Below are 19,456 nucleotides of genomic sequence, written 5' to 3'. Positions count from 1 at the left end.
GTCTCCTGCTCGGTGGGCGCCCGGCCGTCGGACGCGCCGAGGTACGTACCCAAACCGGTGGTTGCCCGAACACGGTACGTGATGGACGGGTGTGTCCGGCGGGAAAGGGGCGCGGCGGTGTTGCGAGGGGGCTCGGAACACCGCCGCGCGACCGGGGGCGGCTACCGGGCGGGGCCGGTTGCCGTGGGGGCGGTCAGCGGCTGAGGGCCGGTTGCCGCGGGGTGGTCAGCGGCTGAGGGCCGTCGGCCGGTCGAGCCGGGTCTGCGGTGGGTGACGAACGGATCGCCGGTCGGGGTCCCGGTCATGCCGGGCGCCCTCCGGTGGCGGGGCGCCCGGCGAGCGGGACCGCGCAGGAGTCGGAGAAGCCCTGCGAGGAGACGCCGTTGGCGATGTTGTTCCGGGCGGCCATGTTGACGAAGGCGACGTAGGCGGTGAGTTCGACCATCGCCGCCGGGCCGAGGACGTCGAGCAGATCCCCGTACTGCTCGTCGGTGACGGTGGGCGGCGTGACGGACATCGCCTCGGCGTACGCCATCACGTCCCGCTCCAGCGGGGTGAACACGTCCGAGGCCCGCCAGTCCGGCACCCGGCTCGCCTTGGCGAGGTCCAGGCCCTGGTTCTGTGCCTGGAAGTAGTTGATGTCCAGGCACCAGCTGCAGCCGACCAGCGAGGCCACGGCCATGTGGGCGAAGGACTTGAGGCTCTCGTCGAGCGCGTGCCAGGCTGCGATCCGCCCCGCGAACTCCTGGTTCGAGACGGCGACCTCCGGGTTGTGCCAGAGGACCTCGGTGGGCTCGAAGACGGCGCCGAACGCCTTGACCATGGTCTCGCCGAGTTCGGCGGGCAGCTGGGCCTTCGGCAGACGGAGTGCCATGGGGTTTCCTCCCTGTGTGGTGGCTCGTTCGGGCATGAAGACACCGCAGGGCGGCCGGATGTGACAGGCGGCGGAAAAAAAATCAACGCCGGGCGGGCGGCGGGTTCGCTACAGTCCGCGAGGATTCCTGCGGCCTCGACGCCGGGGCCTTGACCCCTCGGCCCCGGGTCTCGGCCCGGCGGCCACGGCTCCGCGGCCTTGACGAGATCCCGACCGGACCTGAGGAGAACGACACCGTGAACGTCCCCGACGAACGCCCCGCACCGCCGCTGACCGGCGGCGAACGCGAGATGCTGCGCGGCTTCCTGGACTTCCACCGGGCGACCCTCGCCCTGAAGTGCGAGGGCCTGAGCGACGAGCAGCTGCGGCAGCGCGCCAGCCCGCCGTCCACCCTGACCCTGCTCGGGCTGGTGCGGCACATGGCCGAGGTCGAGCGCACCTGGTTCCGCCGGGTGATCGACGGCGAGGACGTCCCGCTGGTCTGGTCCGCCGAGGGCGACTACCAGGCCGCGTACGACGCCACCGGCGCCACCCGGGCCGAGGCCTTCACCGCCTGGCGGACCGAGGTCGAGCACTCCCGCCGGATCGAGCTCGCCGCCGAGAACCTCGACGTCACCGGCTTCCAGCCCCGGTGGGACACCGAGGTGTCACTGCGGCTGGTGATGCTGCACCTGATCCACGAGTACGCCCGGCACAACGGGCACGCCGACTTCCTGCGCGAGGCGATCGACGGCGTGGTGGGGGCGTAGCCCTCGGCGGCTCCGGCGGGGCCCGCTACCAGCCGAGGAGGTGGGTGCGGCGGGTGAGGGCGGTGAGGACGGACTTGGCGACGGTCTCGTGGGTGAGGTCGGCGGTGTCGAGGGTGTGCGAGCCGCCGTCCCCGGCCGGTCCCTCGTGGAGGACGACGTAGTGCAGGGCGGAGCCGGTGGCGCGGCTCTCGCGGCGGAAGGTGTCCAGCCCGGCCGGGACGGCCGGGGACTCCACGACGACCTGGTAGCCGCGGGTCGCGTACGCGAAGGCGGCCTGCGCGGCGGCGGCCAGGGCGGTGGCGTTCTGGTGGCCGGCCTCCGGCAGGTGGGGCGGGAGGCGGCCGCTGCGGATGACCCGCAGGAAGTCGTCCGTCCGCAGGTGGACGCTCGGGTGCAGCTCCTGTGCGAGCAGCTCCGCGACCGGGCTGTTCCCGGCCCCGGACGGGTCGACGAGGACCAGGACGCCCCCGGCGCCCCGGCCGCCCCCGAGCTCCGGCCCACCTACGGTCGTACGGTTCACAGCTGCTGATCCCTTCGCGGGCCGGGGACGGTCGGGTAGCCGGGGCGAGGCGGTCGGAGTGCGAAGGGGCTGGTCGGCACATATCCGGACAGCCGACCGCCTCGTCCCTACGACTGATGCGTCTCGGGGATCAACCTAGTCCAAACGGGTGCCCCGAGTCGTCCCCCACCCGGCCTACGGACGGGTGGCCGCGGTCGCTCGGTGACCGCCCGGTGAGCGCTCGGTGACCGCCCGGTGTCGGTTCTAGTTCCCCTCTGCGCGCAGGATGATCGGGTTGGTGAGCGCCGCCATCGGGCCCCACGGCAGGTCCGGGCCCATCGCGTTGCCCTTGCCCGGGGTGCCGTCCGGCTTCGGGTGGCGCACCTCGGCCCGGACGTACGCGGCGAGCGAGGCCGTGGTGCGCCACACCACCGTGCCGGAGCCGCCGGCCGGCAGCGACTCCTGGTGCATCTGCCCCTCGTCGGTGATCAGCCGGACCGTTCCGCCGGGCACCCCGGAGACGGTGAGCGTGACGTCCACGGGCGCGTCGGCCGGGACGGTCAGCTCCTCGCCGATGCCCGCCCGCCGGCCGTGCCCGGTCACGGTGAACTCCAGCCGGACGGCGTTCGATTCGGCGATCCAGCTGCGGCCGTCGCGCAGCCCGTCGAGGATCGCGTCCCGGGTGAGGTCCTCCGCGAGCACCACGTTGTGCGGGGAGCCGATCACCTGCGGCTCGCTGTGCGCGTCGCTGTTGCCCAGGGCGGGCAGCCAGGAGCGGCCCTCGCGCAGGGCGACGGCGAGCCGGCCGTCCCAGGTGTCCACCGCGGACTCGTCGTCGTACGTCCAGGGGCCGTTCCACACCTCGACGGCGTCGGCCTGCTCGTAGCCGAACTTCCACTGGCAGGCGACGTACGGGCAGTACGGGTGCGCGGGCACCACCAGGCCGCCGGAGCGGTGGACCTGGCGGACGAAGCGCGGGAACTCCTCGTCGCGCGAGCGGTAGCGCCAGTCGACGAACTGGCCGGCCTCCAGGCCGAGGGCCAGCCAGTGGCCGTTGCGGGTGGTGATCTCCTCGCCCGGGACGATCAGCAGGTCCGGGCCGGCCAGCGGGCCCCAGACGGCGTGCGAGGAGCTGGTGTTGTGGTCGGTGGAGACGATGAAGTCCAGGCCGGCCGCGCGCGCCCCGGCCGCGACCTCCTCGGGGAGGCGCCGTCCGTCGGAGTGGACGGTGTGCAGGTGGCAGTCGCCCCGGTACCAGGCGCGGCCGCGGCCGCGGGCCCGCTCGGCCGGGTAGTGCGGGGTGAACTGCGGGCCGGGCGCGCCGAACCTGAGGGTGACCTCGACGTGGTAGTCCAGGCCCTGCGGGGCGACCTGGTACGGGCCGAGGACGACGTGCCAGGTGCCGGGGCCGATCGGGCCGGGGAGGTAGCCGGGGGTCGCGGCGGAGCAGGAGAGGCTGAACTCGGTGCGGAAGCCGCCGGACCAGCCGCGGAAGCCGGGGCCGCCGAGGTCGGTGCCGCGTTCGTCGAAGATGCCGATGTCGCAGGAGTTGCCGGGGGTGCCGGCCGGGACCGGGGGCTTGTCGTAGCCGTACGAGACGGCGATCTCCCGGACGCCCTCGGGGACTTCGACCGGGAGGTAGACGAAGTCGGGGGCGCCGGTGGGGAGATGGCCGGTGAGGGTGAGGGTGCGATCGGGGGGTGTGGCGGCGGGCGCGGCCGGGGCGGCGGTGGCCTCGCCGGTCGTGGCGGCGAGGCCGAGGGCGGTGGCGGCGCCGGTGGCCAGGCCGGTGCGGAGCAGGTCCCGGCGGGCGGGGCGGGGTGTGCTGGGTTCGGTCGGCATCGAGGTCTCCGGGTCGGGTCGGGTCGGGTCGCTCGCGTGCCTACCCGGGTGAGTGAACCGGGGGTGATTCCGGGGTGAGTCGGGGCCCACGGGGGCGGGGCGGGTCGGTGAAGAGGGGGCGGGCGGGGGCCGGGGGCGAGTTGCGGGGAGTGACGAATGGTCGGTTCATAGTCATGTAATCGGTGGATATCCGGATGGAATGGACAGGGAGGCTGGCGTGGCGCTGAGTCGGCGGACGCTGCTCGTGGTAGTGGCCGGAGGCGTACTGACGGGGTGCCGGGCCAGGCCGGCGCCGACCTCGCACGCCGGCGCGGCCCCGTCGTCAGTCTCCGCTCCGGGGGCGGCGGACGCCACGGTGGGCGGCATATCCTCGGCGGCGAGCGCCGCACCGACCCAGGATCCGGCGACCGCCGTGCCCGCCGAGACCGCCACGGCCACCGCGACGGCCGACGCCGCGGCGACTCCCGCGCCCACCCCGGCTCCGGTGAAGGAGCCGACCCGGGCGGAGACGGTGGACCGGTACGCCGCCGTGGCCCCGACGGACTGGGGCCTGGAGGTCGCCGGGGTGATCACCGAGCTGCCCGACGGCGAGCGCGCGACGGCCCTCACCTTCGACGCCTGCGGCGGCCCCGGTGGCAACGGCTACGACGCCGACCTGATCGACTTCCTGCGGGCGAACGCCGTCCCGGCCACGCTCTTCCTGAACGCCCGCTGGATCGACGCCAACCCGGACGAGTTCGAGCAGCTCGCCGCCGACCCGCTGTTCGAGATCGGCAACCACGGCACCGTCCACCGCCCCCTCTCGGTCACCGGCCGCTCCGCCTACGGGATCGCCGGCACCGGCGACGTCGGCGAGGTCTACGACGAGGTCGCGGGCAACGCGCGCAAACTCACCGGACTGCTCGGGCACCCGCCCCGCTTCTTCCGCTCCGGCACCGCGCACTACGACGACGTCGCCACCCGGGTGGTCGCCGACCTGGGCCAACGGGTGGCCGGCTTCACCGTGAACGGGGACGGCGGCGCGACGCTCAGCGCCGCCCAGGTGCGGCAGGAGGTCGGGTCGGCCGGGCCGGGCGCGATCGTGATCGGCCACATGAACCACCCGGGCGGCGGGACCGCGCCCGGGGTGGCGGCGGCGCTGCCGGGGATGCTGGCGGCGGGACGGCGCTTCGTCCGGCTCTCGGACGTGCTGTAGGCCCGGGGCCCGGACCGGCCGGCCTTCGGGAGCGCGGCGCCAGGCGGGTCGCGTCGGCCTTCGGGCGTGCGGCGCCAGGCCGGCCGCGTCGGCCCTTGGGCGCGCTACACCAGCCGGAGGCCGCCCGGGTGCTCCTCCTCGATGATCCGCACCAGCCAGTCGAAGACCGTCGGCCCCTCGCCCGCCCGGGCGGCGGCCAGCTCGGCGCCGACCCACTCGCGGTTGGTGGGGTGGCAGCGGCCCAGTCGCAGCTCCAGCTGGCGGACCGTCTCCGGGTACCCGAGCCTGCGGCGGGAGGCCTCGTGGTCGCGCCACTCGATGAGCCAGTCGCCGTCCTCGGGCGTGCCGTAGCCGCCGCGCAGGCAGTCGGCGAAGGCGTCGAGGTTGCGGCCGAAGTAGCCGTCCATGCCGATCTCCTGCCCGACGACGTCCCAGAAGTCCTCCAGGGAGCCGATCCTGCTGCCGTCGATCACGTAGGTCACCGTCACGGGGTCGAGGATAGGCCCGGGTGGTGAACGGCGGGTGCGATGATCGGCGGCCGCCGCGACGACCGCCGTTGCTCCGGACGAGGCTGCGGTCGCTGCCGCTGCCGATGTTGCTACTGCGCCGGCTCCACGGCGATGGCGGTGGCGAGCAGGCCGTCCCGGACGGTCCAGCGGCCGTCGAATCCCGGCAGCCGGCGCCCGCCGACCACCGGGCCCGGGACCAACAGGCGGGCGGTGAAGGTGCCGTCCGGGGAGAGGTCCAGTTCGGCCTCGCTGAACTCCAGGAAGAGCCCGGTCAGCGGGAACCACGCCTTGTACACCGACTCCTTGGCGCTGAACAGCAGGCGTTCCCACGGGGTGCCCGGGTCGGTGGCGGCCAGGTCGGCGAGCCGCTTCTGCTCGACGGGTAGTGCGACGACGTCCAGGACGCCCTCCGGCAGTGGCAGTGCGGGTTCGGCGTCGATGCCGACGGAGGCGAGGGCGCCGGCCCGGGCCACGGCAGCCGCCCGGAAGCCGTCGCAGTGGGTGAGGCTGCCGATCACGCCGTCCGGCCAGCTCGGCGCGCCGCGCAGGCCCGGGACGAGCGGGCGGTAGGGGACACCGAGCCGGGCGAGGGCGGTCCGGGCGCAGTGCCGGACGGTGGTGAACTCACGGCGCCGCTTGTCGACGGCGTTGGCGACGGCCGCCGCCTCCTCCGGCTCCAGCCGGGCCTCCGGGGGGTCGTCGTACGCCACCTCGGTCACCACGACGTCCGGCAGCAGGTCCCCGATCACCCGTTCCCCCCTCGGTCAGTCGCGCGGGGTCGTCGCCGCGCGGCACGAGGGTAACCCGGCCGGGGGGATCTCCGGGGGCGAACGGGGACTGCGGCCGGAGTGCGCGGACGCGTGCGCTACTCGAAGGCGGCCGCCGCCTCGCGCAGTGCCCGGGCGACGGTCTCCGGGTCGTACGGTGCCGGCTCGCCGGGCAGGTAGGTGACGGCGTGCAGCGCACCGGTGTAGCGGAAGGAGCGGTGGCGCTCGTGGACCGGCCAGGACACCGGCGACTTGCGGTCGATCCCGACGCTGATGCCCTGGAACGGCGCCATGCCGATCAGCTGGTGGACCGGGCCGAGCCGGCCGCCCTCGGTGCCGTCCACGAGCAGGCGGAACTCCCACCTGAGGTCGGCGACCGCGGTGGCCTCCAGGGTGACCAGCCGGGTGCCGTCCGGCAGGGGTCCGCCGTCGGCCTCCAGCAGGTCGCCGTACTGGTTGTAGGCGAGGCGCAGCCGGCCGTCCTCGACGTACAGGCTGTAGCCCCCGCCCTGGTCGCCGTGCGACACCAGGACGCCCTGGTCGCCCGTCCGGTAGCCGTCGAGGGCGACCTCGACGGTGAAGGAGCGGAAGGAGATCAGCCGGGAGGAGCGGTAGCGCTCCAGCTCGGGGGTGCCGGGCAGCAGGGTGACCGGTCGGCGCAGGCGGTCCGCCCCGGGGCCGCGCAGGGCGAGGGCGCCGCTGCCGTCGGCGAGCGGGAAGACGCCGTTGCGCCAGGCGGCGGCCTCCCAGGCGGCGGACAGCTCCTTGACCAGGCCGGGGTGGTCGGCGGCGACGTCGTGGATCTCGGTGGGGTCGGTCCGGAGGTCGTACAGCGCCCATTCGCCGTCGTCGTACTCCGCGCCGGGGCGGTGCAGGGTGACCAGCTTCCAGCCGTCGCGGTAGTAGCTGCGGTTGCCGGTCATCTCGCAGTACTGCTCGGGGTGGGTGCCGGGCGCCGCGCCGTCGCGCAGGACGGTGGCGAAGCTGATGCCGTCGAGTTCCTGGACGGGTCGGTCCCGGCGTTCCGACGGCCTCTGCACGCCCGCGAGTTCGAGGAGGGTGGGGAGGATGTCGGTGACGTACTGGTACTGGGCGCGGACGCCGTCGTCGCCCTCGGCGCGCGGCAGTCCGGCCGGCCAGGACAGGACGAAGGGGACGCGGACGCCGCCGGCGTAGGTCTGGCCCTTGTAGAGGCGGAAGGGGGTGTTGGAGGCCATCCCCCAGCCGCGCGGGTAGTGGACCAGGCTCTGCGGGCCGCCGATGAGGTCGATCTCGCGCCGGACGTCGGGGTTCCAGTCGTCCGGGAGGTTCGGGTGGTGGACGAAGCGGCTGAAGTAGCTGCGGGTGCCCTCGGCGCCGCCCTCGCCGGTGCCGCCGTTGTCGCTGGTGAACACGATGACGGTGTTGTCGAGTTCTCCGAGGGCGGCCAGGGTGTCGGTGAGCCGGCCGAGGTTCTGGTCGACGTTGTCGACCATCGCCGCGTACACCTCCATGTAGCGGGCGTACAACTTCTGCTGGACGTCGGTGAGTTCGTCCCAGGCGCCGACTTCGTACCCGGCCTCGGAGTTGCGCTCGGGCAGTTCGGTGCCGGGCGGGAAGTGACCGGCGGCGAGCTGGCGGGCGAAGCGGCTGCGGCGCAGTTCGTCCCAGCCGCCGTCGTAGCGGCCCCGGTGGCGGGCGAGGTCCGCGGGCTTGGCCTGGAGCGGGCCGTGCACGGCGTTGTGGGCGAGGTAGAGGAAGAAGGGCTTGTCGGCGTCGTGGGCGCGCAGCGACTTGACCATCTTGACGGCCTGGTCGGTGAGGTCGTCGGTGTAGTAGTAGCCGTCGGGGAACTCGTCGATGTCCAACGGGGTGTTGTCGCAGACGAGTTGGTGCGGGTGGAAGAGGCTGGTCAGGCCCTCCAGGACGCCGTAGTACTGGTCGAAGCCCTTCTGCAGGGGCCAGTTGGCGCGGTCGTCGGCCGCGTTGGAGGCCGAGTCGCGGGTGAGGTGCCACTTGCCGACCGCGTAGGTGGCGTAGCCGGCGTCGTGCAGCAGCTCGGCCAGGGTGGGGATGTCCCCGGCGACCTCCATGCCGTAACCGGGGAACCCCGGGTCGGCGTTGGCGACGAAGGAGTAGCCGACGCGGTGCGGGTTGAGGCCGGTGAGCAGGGCCGCCCGGGCGGGGGAGCAGAGCGGCATGGTGTGGTAGTTGGCGAGTTTGACGCCGGTGGCGGCGAGGCGGTCCAGGTTCGGGGTGGGGATCTCGGCGCCGAACGGTCCGATGTCGCTGTAGCCCATGTCGTCGATCAGGACGACGACGATGTTGGGGGCGCCCTCGCGCGGGCGGACCCGCCGGGGCCAGGCGGGGGTGGACTCGCGGAAGGTGCGGCCGACGGTTCCGGGGAAGTCGGCGTAGGGGTCGCGACGGTGCGGGTTCGCTTCGGGCGGCGTGCCGGTCATGCGGTGCTCCGGGTGGTGGCTCGGGCCGGCTCCAGCCGCGGGACGGCGGCCAGGAGCTCGGCGGTGTAGGGGTGTTCGGGCGCGGTGACGACGCGGTCGGCCTGGCCGGTCTCGACGATCCGGCCGCGGTGCATCACGGCGATCCGGTGGCTGACCCGGCGGACCACGGCCAGGTCGTGGGCGATGAAGAGGACGGCCAGACCGAGTTCGCGCTGGAGCCGGGCGAGCAGGTCGATCACCTGGGCCTGGACCGAGACGTCGAGCGCGGACACCGGCTCGTCGCAGATCAGGACGCTCGGTTCGGGAGCCAACGCCCGGGCGATGCCGATGCGTTGGCGCTGGCCGCCGGAGAAGGCGCGCGGGTGGCGGTCGGCCGCGGCCGGGTCCAGTCCGACCTGGGTCAGCAACTCGGCGACCCGCTCGGCGCGCCGGTCGCGGTCGCCGAGGCCGTGGGCGATCAGCGGCTCGGCGATGATCTGCCCGGCGGTCATCCGGGGGTTGAGCGAGGAGTACGGGTCCTGGAAGACCAGTTGGACCTCACGGTGCGGCCGCGGGCCGGGGTCCTGGCCGCGGAAGCGGATGCTGCCGGCCGAGGGCGCGTGGGCCCGGACCAGCGCCCGGGCGAGGGTGGACTTGCCGGAGCCGGACTCGCCGACCAGGCCGAGCGTCTCGCCGGGGTGGAGGTCCAGGTCGACGCCCCGCAGGGCGGCGGCGGGGCGGCGCCGGGAGCCGTAGCTCTTGGTCAGGCCCCGGACGGTCAGCAGGGGCCGGGAACCCGGCGTGCTGTTGGCGGCGGCCCGGGAGGGCTCGTCCAGGCGCGGGACGGCGGCCAGGAGTTCGCGGGTGTACGGGTGCCGGGGTTCGCTGAGGAGCCGGGCCGTGGAGCCCTGCTCGACCACCCGGCCGTGGCGCATGACCAGGAGCCGGCGGCAGGTCCGGGCGATCACACCGAGGTCGTGGCTGATCACCACCAGCGCGGTGCCCTTCTCCTGGTTGAGCCGGGTGAGCAGGTCGAGGATCTGCCGCTGGACGGTCGGGTCGAGGGCGGTCGTCGGCTCGTCGGCGACCAGCACCTCGGCGTCGTGGGCGAGCGCGAGGGCGATCATGATCCGCTGGCGCTGGCCGCCGGAGAACCGGTGCGGGTGGTCGCGCAGCCGCCCGGCGGCGTCCGGGATGCCGACCAGATCGAGCAACTCGACTGCCCGGGCGGTGCGTTCGGCCTTCGGTCGACGCTCGCCGTGCGCCCGCAGCGCCTCGTCCAGCTGCCTGCCGACGGTGAGGACGGGGTTGAGCGAGGACATCGGGTCCTGGAAGACCATGGCGATCCGGCGCCCGCGCAGGGTGCGCAGCGCCTCCTCGGGGAGGGCGCCGAGGTCCTGTCCGGCGAGTTCGACGGAACCGGCGGTGATCCGGCCGCCCGGCGGCAGCATCCGCAGCAGGGCGAGGGCGGTGGTGGACTTGCCGGAGCCGGACTCGCCGACGATGCCGAGGGTGTCGCCCGCCGCGAGCCGGAAGTCGACGCCGTCCACGGCGGTGGTGTCGTCGAACCGTACGGTGAGGCCGCTGACGTGCAGCACGTCGGGCACGGTGGTCATCGGCGGATCCCCCGGTTCAGGGCCTCGGCGATCAGCGTGAAGCCGAGCACCAGCGCGGTGGTGGCGGCCAGTGGGGCGGCCGCGAAGGTCGGGTCGGTGGCGAGGTAGCCGACGGACTGGCCGAGGATGCTGCCGAGGGTGGGCTCCGGCGGGCGGACCCCGAGGCCGAGGAAGCTCATGGCGCCCTCGATGAACACGCCGAGCGAGAGCGCGACGGCGGTCTGCACGACCAGCGGGTCGACGGCGTTGGGCAGCACGTGCCGCAGCAGCACCCGGCTGCGGGAGGCGCCTGAGACGCGGGCCGCCACGGCGTACTCGCGTTCCCGCTGGACCAGGATCCCGGCGCGCAACTGCCGTCCGAAGCCGGGCACTTCGGCCAGGGCGATGACGATCACCACCGGCCAGCGGCCGGGGCCGAGGACGGCGGTCACGGCGAGGGCGAGGATCAGCCCGGGGAAGGCGAGCAGCAGGTCGAAGGCGCGCTGGACGGCGAGGTCCGCCCACCTGGAGGTGGCCGCGAGCAGCGCCGCCGAGCAGCCGAGCAGCGCGCCGGCCGGGACGGCGGTGACGATCAGTGCGAGGTCGGTGCCGATGCCGTGCAGCACCCGGCTGCAGAGGTCGCGGCCGAGGTCGTCGGTGCCGAAGGGATGGGCGGTGCTCGGGCCGGCCAGGGCGAGCGCGCTCTGGGCGTTCGGGTCGGACCCGGTGAGCAGCGGTGCGAGCAGGCCGGCGAGGGCGACCACGCCCACCAGGACGAGGCCGGTCAGGCCGCGCCCGGTGAGCAGGGCGGAGAGGTGACGGTGCTTCGTCGCGGGGGAAGCGGTCGCGGGGGAAGCGGTGGCGGTGGTGGTGGTCATCGGGTCACTCCCAGCGGATCCGGGGGTCGAGCCAGGCGTACGCGAGGTCGGTGAGCAGCTGGACGGCGACGTAGACCGCCACCACGAGCAACAGCAGGTCCTGCACCACCGGGTAGTCCCGGCGGGCGACTCCCTGCTCGATCAGCCGGCCGAGTCCCGGCCAGGCGAAGATCCGTTCCACCAGGACGGCCCCGGCGACGAGGTGGCCGATCTGCAGGCCCAGGACGGTGACGGTGGAGGGCAGCGCGTTGGGCAGCGCGTGCCGCCACACGATCCGTCGGCGGGAGACGCCCAGCGCCGTCGCGGTGCGGACGTAGTCCTCGGCGAGGGCGCGCTCGATGCCGTCCTTGAGGTGGCGGGCGAGCACGGCGGCGCTGGGCAGGGCGAGGCAGAGCGCGGGCATCGCCAGGTACTGGACGGCCAGGTCGGGTGCGTCCAGCAGGGACTCGTGGCCGCCGGGCGGCAGCAGCCCGAGCGAGACGGCGAACACCAGGACCAGCACCACACCGGTGACGAAGGGCGGCACGGCGAGCGCGGCCGTGGTGAGCGCCCGGACCGCGACGGCGACCGGGCGGCGGCGAGTGGTCGCCCCGGCCAGCGCCAGCGGCAGCGCGATCAGCACCACCAGCAGCAGTGCGCCGAGGGCGAGTTGGGCGGTGGTGCCGAGCCCGTTGCCGATCAGGTCGGAGACCTGGCCGCCGATCGCGTAGCTCGGCCCCGGATCGCCGCTCAGCAGGTGACCGAGCCAGCTGACGTACTGGCCGAGGACCGGCTGGTCCAGGCCGAGTCGGGAGCGGACGGCCTCGACGGTCGCGGGCGAGGCGTCGGGCCCGGCGAGGGTGGTTGCCGGGTCGCCGGGGATGAGGCGCAGGATGAGGAAGACGAGGAAGGAGGCGAGGGCCAGGACCAGCAGTCCGCTGGGGAGGCGTTTGAGGAGGAAGGTGCGCATGGGTCGGGTACCGGGCCGTCCTGCTCAGGCCGTCAGGTGGGCGTCGTCGAGGTTGAGGTAGCCGAACTTGTTGAGCGTGGCGCCCCGGGCCTTGCGGCCCGCGACCTCGACCAGTCCGGCGATGGCGAGGTCGATCACGAACTCCTCGTCCAGGAGCACGTCGGTGATCTGCTGGTAGAGGGCCTTGGCCTCGGGGCTGTCGCTGTCGGCGCGGTTCCAGGCCTGCTGCACCACGTCGGTGTAGGCGGCGGAGGCGAAGTGCGAGCTGTTGCGGGCCTCGTTGAAGGGGTAGGCGCTCACCGCGAGGGTGGCCGGGTGGAGCTGGGCGAAGCCGTGGCTGAGCGTCCAGAGTGCGGGCATCGTCTGGGAGATGAGCTGCTTCTGCATGGTGGGCGAGTCGGTGGGCTGGAGCACCGTGTCGATGCCGACCTGCTGCAGGTCGTACTGGAGGATCTGGGCGATCGCGGTCGAGCCGGGCTCGCTGGAGTGGGCGAAGGGCAGCGTGATCCGTTCCAGGCCGGCCTCCTTGAGCAGGGCGCGGGCCCTGTCCGGGTCGTGGCGGTAGTGGGTGGCGCCGGCCTCGGTGTAGGCGGGGGACGACTTGGGCCAGGGCACGGAGGAGACCGTCCCGTAGCCGCCGAGGGCCTGCCGGACGAGGCGGTCGCGGTCGACCGCCCAGGCGATGGCCTGACGCACCCGCTTGTCGCCGACGTGCTCGGCGGTGACGTTGGCGCCGATGTAGTAGGCGCCGGCACCGGTGTCGTACTGCGTGATCCGGAACTGCGGGTCGGTGCGGAGGGTGGCGACGTCCTTGCCACTGACGTTGTACGACAGGTGCGTCTGGCCGGTCCTGAGCGAGGACAGCAGGGACTCGGCCTGCGGGACGATCCGGATCTCCACGCCGTCCAGGTACGGGCGGCCGCGGTTCCAGTACGCGTCGTTGCGGGCGAGGGTGAGCGAGGCGCCCGGCTTGCGGTCGGTGAGGACGAACGGGCCGGTGCCGATCAGCCTGGTGCCGGCGACGGCGTCCTCGACGGTGCCGGCATCGGGGATGATCATGAACTCGAAGAGGTCGAAGAGGTTGCTGACCGGGTGGGCGAACACCAGGGTCAGCTCGAAGTCGCCGTCCTTGCGGAAGTCGGTGACGGCAGCGGCGGTCGAGCGCAACTGGGCGGAGCGGGCCGGGTTCTGGAGGTTCTTGACCGCGAAGACCACGTCGTCGGCGGTGAACCGGCGGCCACTGTGGAAGGTGACGTCCTCGCGGAGCTTGAGCGTGACGCTCCTGCCGTCCTCGGCGACCTGCCAGGCGGTGGCGAGTTCGGGCTGCGGCCGCAGCCGGTCGTCGTACCTGGTGAGGGTGTTGAAGACCAGGCGCTGGATCAGGGTGTTGGCGCTCTGGGCGAAGAGCAGGCTCGGCGTGACGTCGATGCCGGTGGCGACGGAGAGCACACCGCCCCGGCGGGGAGCGCCCGAACCGTCCACGGTGTCGGCCGCGTTCGCGGCGTTCGAGGCCTCGTCGACGGCGGACCGGCAGGCCGCGAGCGTCAGCAGGCCGGCACCGGCGAGGCCCGCGCGCAGCAGGACGCGGCGGCTCGGGGCGGGAGGACGGGTGAGCGCGGTCATGGCGGTCCTTCGGGAGTCGGCAGGGGGTGGGGGCTGGGGGTGGGGGCAGGGGGCGGAGGAGGGGGGGAACGGCCCGTGGCGCAGCGCCGGTCCCCGCTCCGGACCGTCGTCGGTACGGAGCGGGGCGGTGGCTGTCGTGTTCGCGGGGCCGGTGCGGTCAGTTGGCCGCTTCGAGCTCCTCGGCGGGCACCAGACCGGGCACCCGCGGCGGCTCGGCGGGCTCCAGCAGACGGCTCGGGGTGCCGTCCACCCCCACCGGCAGGTCGCCGTCCAGGGTGATCCGGCGCACCAGGCGGGGCTCGTCGCCGTAGTCCGCGACCGCGTAGTGCTGGGTCGCGCGGTTGTCCCAGATCGCCACGTCGCCGACCTGCCAGTCCCAGCGGACGGTGTTCTCCAGTCGCTCGACGTAGCGCTGGAAGAGGTCGATCAGCGCCTTGCCGTCGTCACCCGAGACGCCCTGGATGCGCTGGGCGAAGGCGCCGAGCAGGAGGGTCTTCTCGCCGGTCACCGGGTGGACCCGGACCACCGGGTGCTCGGTCCTGAAGGCGGTCGAGACGAAGACCTCCCGGAACAGCTTGGCCACCTCGGCGTTGTTCGCCAGCTCCGGGCGCAGCGCGAGCCGGGCGGCGTAGTCGTAGTCGTTGGTGTGCACGGCGCGCAGGCTCTCGGCGAGCGTCTTCAGCGGCGCGGGCAGGTCCCGGTAGGCGGCCGCGGTGTTGGCCCACACGGTGCTGCCACCGGCCGGCGGCACCTCCAGGGCACGCAGGATCGAGGCCTTCGGGTACGACGGGACGAAGGTGACGTCGGTGTGCCAGTTGTTGGCGCGTACGCCCTTCGTGGCGTCCAGTTCGAAGATGTAGCGGCCGTCCGCGCTGGGCACGGTGGGGTGGCCGACCGGGTGGCCGAGGAGGCGGGCGAAGGCCTCCTGCTCGGCGTCGTCCAGGTGCTGCTGGCCTCGGAAGAAGAGCACCTTGTGCTCGTACAGCGCGGCTTCCAGGGCGGCGACGGTCTCGGTGGGGAGCTCGCCGCCGAGGCGTATGTCGTGCACGATCGCGCCGATCCGGCCAGCGGCGGGCGTGAGGCGGAGGGGGGTGGGGGCGGCTTCGGTGGTTGCGGTGGTTGCGGTGGGGGTGGTGGTTGCGGTGGTGGTCATGGCGGTTCGCCTCCGGGGCGTGATGACGGAGAGTGACTGATGGCGGCCGCGCCCGAGTGGGGCGTGGGTGTGCGGGGGTAGCGCCGGACACGGAGTCCGGGAGAGGGAGGTCCGGCCCGGCGGGCGGTCAGGACGCGAGCGCGCCGCGACAACAGCGGCGCGGGCAGCGGCGGGGAACGGGGCGGACGACGGTGTGCATCGGCCCTCCTTCCGGCTCGCTGCGTGTGGGCTCGGTGCTCATCGTGCTGAAGCGCAGGACTGCCTGTCAATCGCCATCTTGCCTGGTGGGAAAGGGTGTTGCTGCTTCGTTTCGGCCGCTTGCGGTTCCTTGCGCCACCTTGCGGCCTGTTGCGTCCCGTTGCGGCGGATTGCGGGGGGACGGCGGTCCGGCGCGCGGTCGGTCGGCCCTGCCGTGCGGGTGCGGCGGTTGCCGACGTGCGGGAGCGGAAATGGCCAGGGCCGGCGCGGGCGGCTCCCGCGCCGGGGTCGACGCCTGGCCGGAGACGGTCGCTCGGTTACGGCATGTGATCGGTCACTGGCCGAGGAGCCGGGCGAAGTCCAGTCCGAGGCTGCCGAGGACGGGCAGTGCACCGAGGTCGGTCACGCCGCCGACCGGGATGCTGTAGCCCTGGTTCACCACGCGGAGCGCGGAGCCGACGACGGTGGGGCTGGGGGCGGGGGCGGCGGCTGACGGCGCGGCGGCGGCCGGGACCAGGGCGGCGCCGAGGAGCAGGGCGGCGAGTGCGGTGCGCATGTGAGGGGACCTCCGGGGCGGACGGGCGGGCACGCGGGCAGCCGGACGGACAGGCGCACAGGGGTAGGGGCGCACGGGCGCACGGGCAGCGAGGCATACCTGCGGATGACGGCCTGTCAACACCCCCGGTGGCGGCGCGGTCACGCATCTTCGCCCCTTCGGCGGCATTCGTAAAGATCCTTGCCTTGTGTTCATGCCAACATCAAGGAGGTCTGGACCATGCCGAGGAAGAGCGCATACGTTCCCTTCACAAGGACGGGCGCCGGACCGCCGAACTGCCGGGCGGCGTCGGCGACTTGTTCCTGTCATGTTCACGCCTGAACTCGGGGCGTCGGACCAGCACGCCCTGTCAGCACTGCAACCGGAGGGAACGAACCATGCGCGCCATCGGCAAGAACCTCAGGATCCTCGCGGGCGCCCCGCTCGCCGCAGCCGCTCTCATCGCCTTCACGGCCGGCACCGCCAGTGCCGCCATTCCGATCAACAAGCCCATGAACGGCAAGGCCACCTACTACAACGACTCGGGCTTCGGTGCCTGCGGCACCCAAATCAACGCCTCGTCGCAGATGCTGGTGGCCGTCTCGCACACCTGGTGGACCACCGCGAACCCGAACAACGACCCGGTCTGCAAGGGCATTTCGGTCAAGGTGACCTATCAGGGAAAGACCATCACCGTCCCGGTGAAGGACCAGTGCCCCTCCTGTGACTCCACCCACATCGACCTCAGCCAGCCGGCCTTCGCCAAGCTGGCCCCGCTGAGCAAGGGCGTCATCAGCGGCCTCACCTGGCAGTTCGTCAAGGCCGGCCTGAAGGGCGAGACCGTCGAGCTCTCCGCCCCGATCGCCGGCTCCACCATCGGCTGACTCCGGCAGACCTGACGCGGCCGTGCCCGCCCCCGCGGCATGACGGGGGCGGGCACGGCCGCGCCGGGGCGGGTGTCGGGGGTCGGCGACCTGGGCTTCTGCCCGACAACTCCTCCGGCCGGGGCGGGACCTGTCGGTGTGACACGTGATCGATGCGGCGTTGCACGGGCGTTGCAGTCCGGTGACACGGAACGCGCCATTCCGTCGACTGTTCGGACTAGTTTCGATCGTGCACGCCCGCTGCGGCGCCGGTGCTTCCCGCACCGGCCGGAACGGGCAACGTTCGCGTCCCCACCCGTACTTCGTTCAGGAGAACCGGCATGTCCCTTTCGACGACCCGTCGCGCGACCACCGTCCGCACGCTGGCCGGAGCCGTCCTGACGGTCGGGCTGCTGGTGCCCGCCGCAACCGCCTGCAGCAGCACGTCGGGTGCCCAGGGCGCGGCTTCACCGGCCGCGACCGCAACCACGGCCGGTACGCCCGGCGCCAGTGCGCCGGCGGCCACGGCCACGACGGCTGCGCCGGCCGCGACGTCCACGGCGTCGCCCGCGTCCACGCCGTCCGGCAAGCCCGGTGGCGGCACCACGGCCGCCAAGCCGGACGCGCACCCCAGCACCACCCAGGCGCCCCCGGGCAAGCCGGCGCCCGGAGCCCGCACCCAGACCCTGCCGGACGGCAGCACGGCGGAGATCCGGGAAGTCGCCCCCCAGCACTTCGTCGCCAAGATCGTCCACGGCGGTGACGTCCTCGCCACGCTGGAGACGAAGGACACCGACGCCGGACTCGACGCCAACGACATGTTCATCGTGCTCTCGCTGGACGGCACGGTCCACGCCTGGATGGGCGGCGGGCACCAGGGCCCCGGAACCTTCAAGCTCCCCGGCGACTGGACGGCCAAGGTCACCAAGACCGGCGAGCTGAAGTACCGCGCGGAGATCCTCGGCCTCGACAACGCGGTGAACGGCACGCTGGAGACCGACGGGCAGGACGTCGGAGTCAACGCCAACGGCATCTACATCGTGCTCTCGGCGGGCGGGCAGATCAGCGCCCACGCCTGACCGCCGCTGTTCCGGCGTGACTGCTTCCCTGGCGGCCTTGCGGCCTTGCGGGCTCGTGTCCTTGCGCCCTTGCGCCCTTTGTGCCGCGGCGGGCTCGGGGCGGGTGGGGCGGGCGGATCGCGTGTCCCCTGCTCGCGCGATCCGCGCCGCCCATGGGCCCGTGGGCCCGGGGCCGTCGGCCGGAGGGTCAGGCGGTCCAGCCCGGGTCGCGGCCGCTGAGGGCGAGCGCGACCTCGAAGGTCGAGGCGTCGGCCGGGGTGGTGACGGCCGGGCCGTAGACGCCGCCGGTGCGGGCCTGGTCGGCGAGTTGCTCGACCACGCCGAGCAGGACGGTGGCGGCCTCCTCGCCGACCGGGAAGGGCAGGTCGGCGGCGCGGGCCAGGTCCCAGCCGTGCAGGGCGAACTCCTGCAGGGTGATGGCGGCGGCCGCGCTCGCGGGCAGGGTGTTGGGGCCGAACTCCGTCTCGCCGGTCATCGCGTCCGGCCGCACCCACGCAGCGGCGGCGCGCTCGGCGCTGGCGGCGACGGCCCGGGGTTCGGCGACGGACGCGGGCTCGGTGCTGCGGGGCAGCTTGGCGGCCGCGCGTTCGGAGTCGGAGAGCACACCGCCGAGGTGGGCGAACAGGTCGGCGACGGTGAACTGCGCGCAGGGGGTGGCGGCGGTCAACCGGTCGGCCGGGACGGCCTGGGCGGTGCGGGCGAACAGGGCGGCGAACTCGGTCATTGCGGTCTGCATCGTCGGTCCTCGGTCCTCGATCTTCAGCACTTGATCTTCAGTGGTCGGAGCTCGGAGCTCGGAGCTCAAGCGCTCGGTGCTCGACGCTCCGGGCCCGGTCGGCGCCGGGCTCATTGCTTAAGTCGAGACTAAAATGACGCGGGCGTGGAGCGCAAGCTGAAGCCTCGACTAAAATGACGGCCATGGAAGCGGTCCAAGTGATAGCCGAACCCCGCCGCCGCGAGATCCTGCGGCTGGTCTGGGAGGACGAGCTGTGCGCGGGCGACATCGCCGAACGGTTCGACGTCACGTTCGGCGCGGTCTCCCAGCACCTGAAGGTGCTGCGGGAGGCCGGGTTGGTCACGCTGCGCCAGGAGGGCCGCAAGCGCTACTACCGGGCCGACCGGGAAGCACTCGGGCCGCTGGCCGCCTACCTGCAGTCGATGTGGGCCGAAAAGCTGGACGTACTGGCCGAGTTGGCGGAAGCGGCCGAGGCCGCGGAGGCCGACGGGACGGCGACGAGGACGGCGGGAGCCGCCGAGCGGGCCGGGGGAACGAGGGGGAGCGCCCGATGAGGACCGACCAGGTGGTGGTGGAGCGGCGGATCGCCGCCCGTCCGGAGACGGTGTTCTCGTTCTTCACCGACCGGGAGCGGTGGCTCTCCTGGATGGGCCGGGACGGCGAGTTCTCCTTCACCCCCGGCGGGAAGTACCGCACCAACGTCAACGCAGACCACCACGCCGCCGGCGCCTTCCTGACCCTGGACCCGTACCACCGGGTCGTCTTCACCTGGGGCCTCGAAGGCGGCGACATGGGCGTCCCGCCCGGCGCCAGCGTCGTCGAGGTCACCCTCACCCCCGACGGGGAGGGCACCCTGCTCACCCTCGTCCACCGTGACCTGCCCCCGGACGCCCGCGCCCCGCACCTCGAAGGCTGGGCCCACTACCTCGACCGCCTGGTCGCCCGCGCCGAAGGGCGCGACCCCGGGCCGGACGAGTGGCTGCAGGCGTAGG

At 73.5% G+C, this 19,456-nt stretch carries 19 protein-coding genes; 6 read left to right on the top strand and 13 right to left on the bottom strand.

Annotated elements, in window-relative coordinates; translation table 11 throughout:
- Positions 1 to 301: 301 nt before the first annotated feature.
- Positions 302 to 874: a carboxymuconolactone decarboxylase family protein gene (locus tag ABT048_RS16410; protein ID WP_350522063.1), complete on the bottom strand. Its 573-nt coding sequence runs from the start codon at positions 872 to 874 to the stop codon at positions 302 to 304.
- Between the two features lie 290 nt (positions 875 to 1,164).
- Between ABT048_RS16410 and ABT048_RS16405 the strand changes: the two genes are divergently transcribed.
- On the top strand, positions 1,165 to 1,623 hold the full coding sequence (locus ABT048_RS16405; RefSeq protein WP_350522092.1) for a DinB family protein: 459 nt from the start codon (positions 1,165 to 1,167) through the stop codon (positions 1,621 to 1,623).
- Positions 1,624 to 1,648: 25 nt separating this feature from the next.
- Here the strand turns inward: ABT048_RS16405 and ABT048_RS16400 are convergent, their stop codons facing one another.
- Together ABT048_RS16400 and ABT048_RS16395 are read right to left on the bottom strand one after the other, a co-directional pair.
- The gene (locus ABT048_RS16400; RefSeq protein WP_350522062.1) at positions 1,649 to 2,143 is read right to left on the bottom strand and encodes a hypothetical protein; all 495 of its coding nucleotides are present in this window, start codon (positions 2,141 to 2,143) and stop codon (positions 1,649 to 1,651) included.
- Positions 2,144 to 2,386: 243 nt separating this feature from the next.
- Entirely contained in the window at positions 2,387 to 3,964 is a 1,578-nt protein-coding gene (locus tag ABT048_RS16395; RefSeq protein WP_350522061.1) for a CehA/McbA family metallohydrolase, read from the bottom strand.
- A 355-nt stretch (positions 3,965 to 4,319) separates the two neighbouring features.
- Between ABT048_RS16395 and ABT048_RS16390 the strand changes: the two genes are divergently transcribed.
- Positions 4,320 to 5,159, top strand: a complete 840-nt coding sequence (locus ABT048_RS16390) for a polysaccharide deacetylase family protein (RefSeq protein WP_350522060.1) — start codon at positions 4,320 to 4,322, stop codon at positions 5,157 to 5,159.
- A gap of 104 nt (positions 5,160 to 5,263) precedes the next feature.
- Here ABT048_RS16390 and ABT048_RS16385 read toward each other — a convergent pair whose 3' ends face one another.
- From ABT048_RS16385 to ABT048_RS16345, 9 genes are all read right to left on the bottom strand, one after another.
- On the bottom strand, positions 5,264 to 5,647 hold the full coding sequence (locus tag ABT048_RS16385) for a barstar family protein (RefSeq protein WP_350522059.1): 384 nt from the start codon (positions 5,645 to 5,647) through the stop codon (positions 5,264 to 5,266).
- A gap of 110 nt (positions 5,648 to 5,757) precedes the next feature.
- Positions 5,758 to 6,417 (bottom strand): 4'-phosphopantetheinyl transferase family protein, encoded by a 660-nt coding sequence (locus ABT048_RS16380; RefSeq protein WP_350522058.1) that lies wholly within the window; start codon positions 6,415 to 6,417, stop codon positions 5,758 to 5,760.
- Positions 6,418 to 6,533: 116 nt separating this feature from the next.
- Positions 6,534 to 8,876 (bottom strand): arylsulfatase, encoded by a 2,343-nt coding sequence (locus ABT048_RS16375; RefSeq protein WP_350522057.1) that lies wholly within the window; start codon positions 8,874 to 8,876, stop codon positions 6,534 to 6,536.
- Entirely contained in the window at positions 8,873 to 10,471 is a 1,599-nt protein-coding gene (locus tag ABT048_RS16370; RefSeq protein WP_350522056.1) for an ABC transporter ATP-binding protein, read from the bottom strand. The genes ABT048_RS16375 and ABT048_RS16370 overlap by 4 nt, the downstream gene beginning before the upstream one ends.
- Entirely contained in the window at positions 10,468 to 11,328 is an 861-nt protein-coding gene (locus tag ABT048_RS16365) for an ABC transporter permease (RefSeq protein WP_350522055.1), read from the bottom strand. Before ABT048_RS16365 ends, ABT048_RS16370 begins: the two co-directional genes overlap by 4 nt.
- Positions 11,329 to 11,332: 4 nt before the next feature.
- Positions 11,333 to 12,277 (bottom strand): ABC transporter permease, encoded by a 945-nt coding sequence (locus ABT048_RS16360; RefSeq protein ID WP_350522054.1) that lies wholly within the window; start codon positions 12,275 to 12,277, stop codon positions 11,333 to 11,335.
- Between the two features lie 24 nt (positions 12,278 to 12,301).
- Positions 12,302 to 13,900 carry an ABC transporter substrate-binding protein gene (locus ABT048_RS16355; RefSeq protein WP_350522053.1) on the bottom strand — a complete coding sequence of 533 codons (1,599 nt, stop codon included), beginning with the start codon at positions 13,898 to 13,900 and terminating at the stop codon, positions 12,302 to 12,304.
- 157 nt (positions 13,901 to 14,057) lie between these two features.
- Positions 14,058 to 15,053 carry a TauD/TfdA dioxygenase family protein gene (locus tag ABT048_RS16350; protein WP_350522052.1) on the bottom strand — a complete coding sequence of 332 codons (996 nt, stop codon included), beginning with the start codon at positions 15,051 to 15,053 and terminating at the stop codon, positions 14,058 to 14,060.
- A gap of 532 nt (positions 15,054 to 15,585) precedes the next feature.
- A complete protein-coding gene (locus ABT048_RS16345; protein WP_350522051.1) occupies positions 15,586 to 15,807 on the bottom strand; it encodes a hypothetical protein in 222 nt (73 codons plus the stop codon).
- 377 nt (positions 15,808 to 16,184) lie between these two features.
- Between ABT048_RS16345 and ABT048_RS16340 the strand changes: the two genes are divergently transcribed.
- Complete coding sequence (locus ABT048_RS16340; protein WP_350522050.1) at positions 16,185 to 16,670, top strand: cysteine/serine endopeptidase inhibitor; 486 nt, start codon at positions 16,185 to 16,187, stop codon at positions 16,668 to 16,670.
- 320 nt (positions 16,671 to 16,990) lie between these two features.
- Positions 16,991 to 17,728, top strand: a complete 738-nt coding sequence (locus tag ABT048_RS16335) for a hypothetical protein (protein ID WP_350522049.1) — start codon at positions 16,991 to 16,993, stop codon at positions 17,726 to 17,728.
- A gap of 187 nt (positions 17,729 to 17,915) precedes the next feature.
- Here the strand turns inward: ABT048_RS16335 and ABT048_RS16330 are convergent, their stop codons facing one another.
- Entirely contained in the window at positions 17,916 to 18,464 is a 549-nt protein-coding gene (locus ABT048_RS16330; RefSeq protein WP_350522048.1) for a TIGR03086 family metal-binding protein, read from the bottom strand.
- 182 nt (positions 18,465 to 18,646) lie between these two features.
- Between ABT048_RS16330 and ABT048_RS16325 the strand changes: the two genes are divergently transcribed.
- Positions 18,647 to 19,018, top strand: a complete 372-nt coding sequence (locus tag ABT048_RS16325; RefSeq protein WP_350522047.1) for an ArsR/SmtB family transcription factor — start codon at positions 18,647 to 18,649, stop codon at positions 19,016 to 19,018.
- On the top strand, positions 19,015 to 19,455 hold the full coding sequence (locus ABT048_RS16320; RefSeq protein ID WP_350522046.1) for an SRPBCC family protein: 441 nt from the start codon (positions 19,015 to 19,017) through the stop codon (positions 19,453 to 19,455). The genes ABT048_RS16325 and ABT048_RS16320 overlap by 4 nt, the downstream gene beginning before the upstream one ends.
- The last annotated feature ends 1 nt before the right edge of the window (position 19,456 follow it).

It is taken from the genome of Kitasatospora sp. NPDC096140 (assembly GCF_040303045.1).
Taxonomy (GTDB): Bacteria; Actinomycetota; Actinomycetes; order Streptomycetales; family Streptomycetaceae; genus Kitasatospora.
Note: the sequence above shows the minus strand (reverse complement) of the source record. Positions and strands in the feature narration are given on the sequence as shown.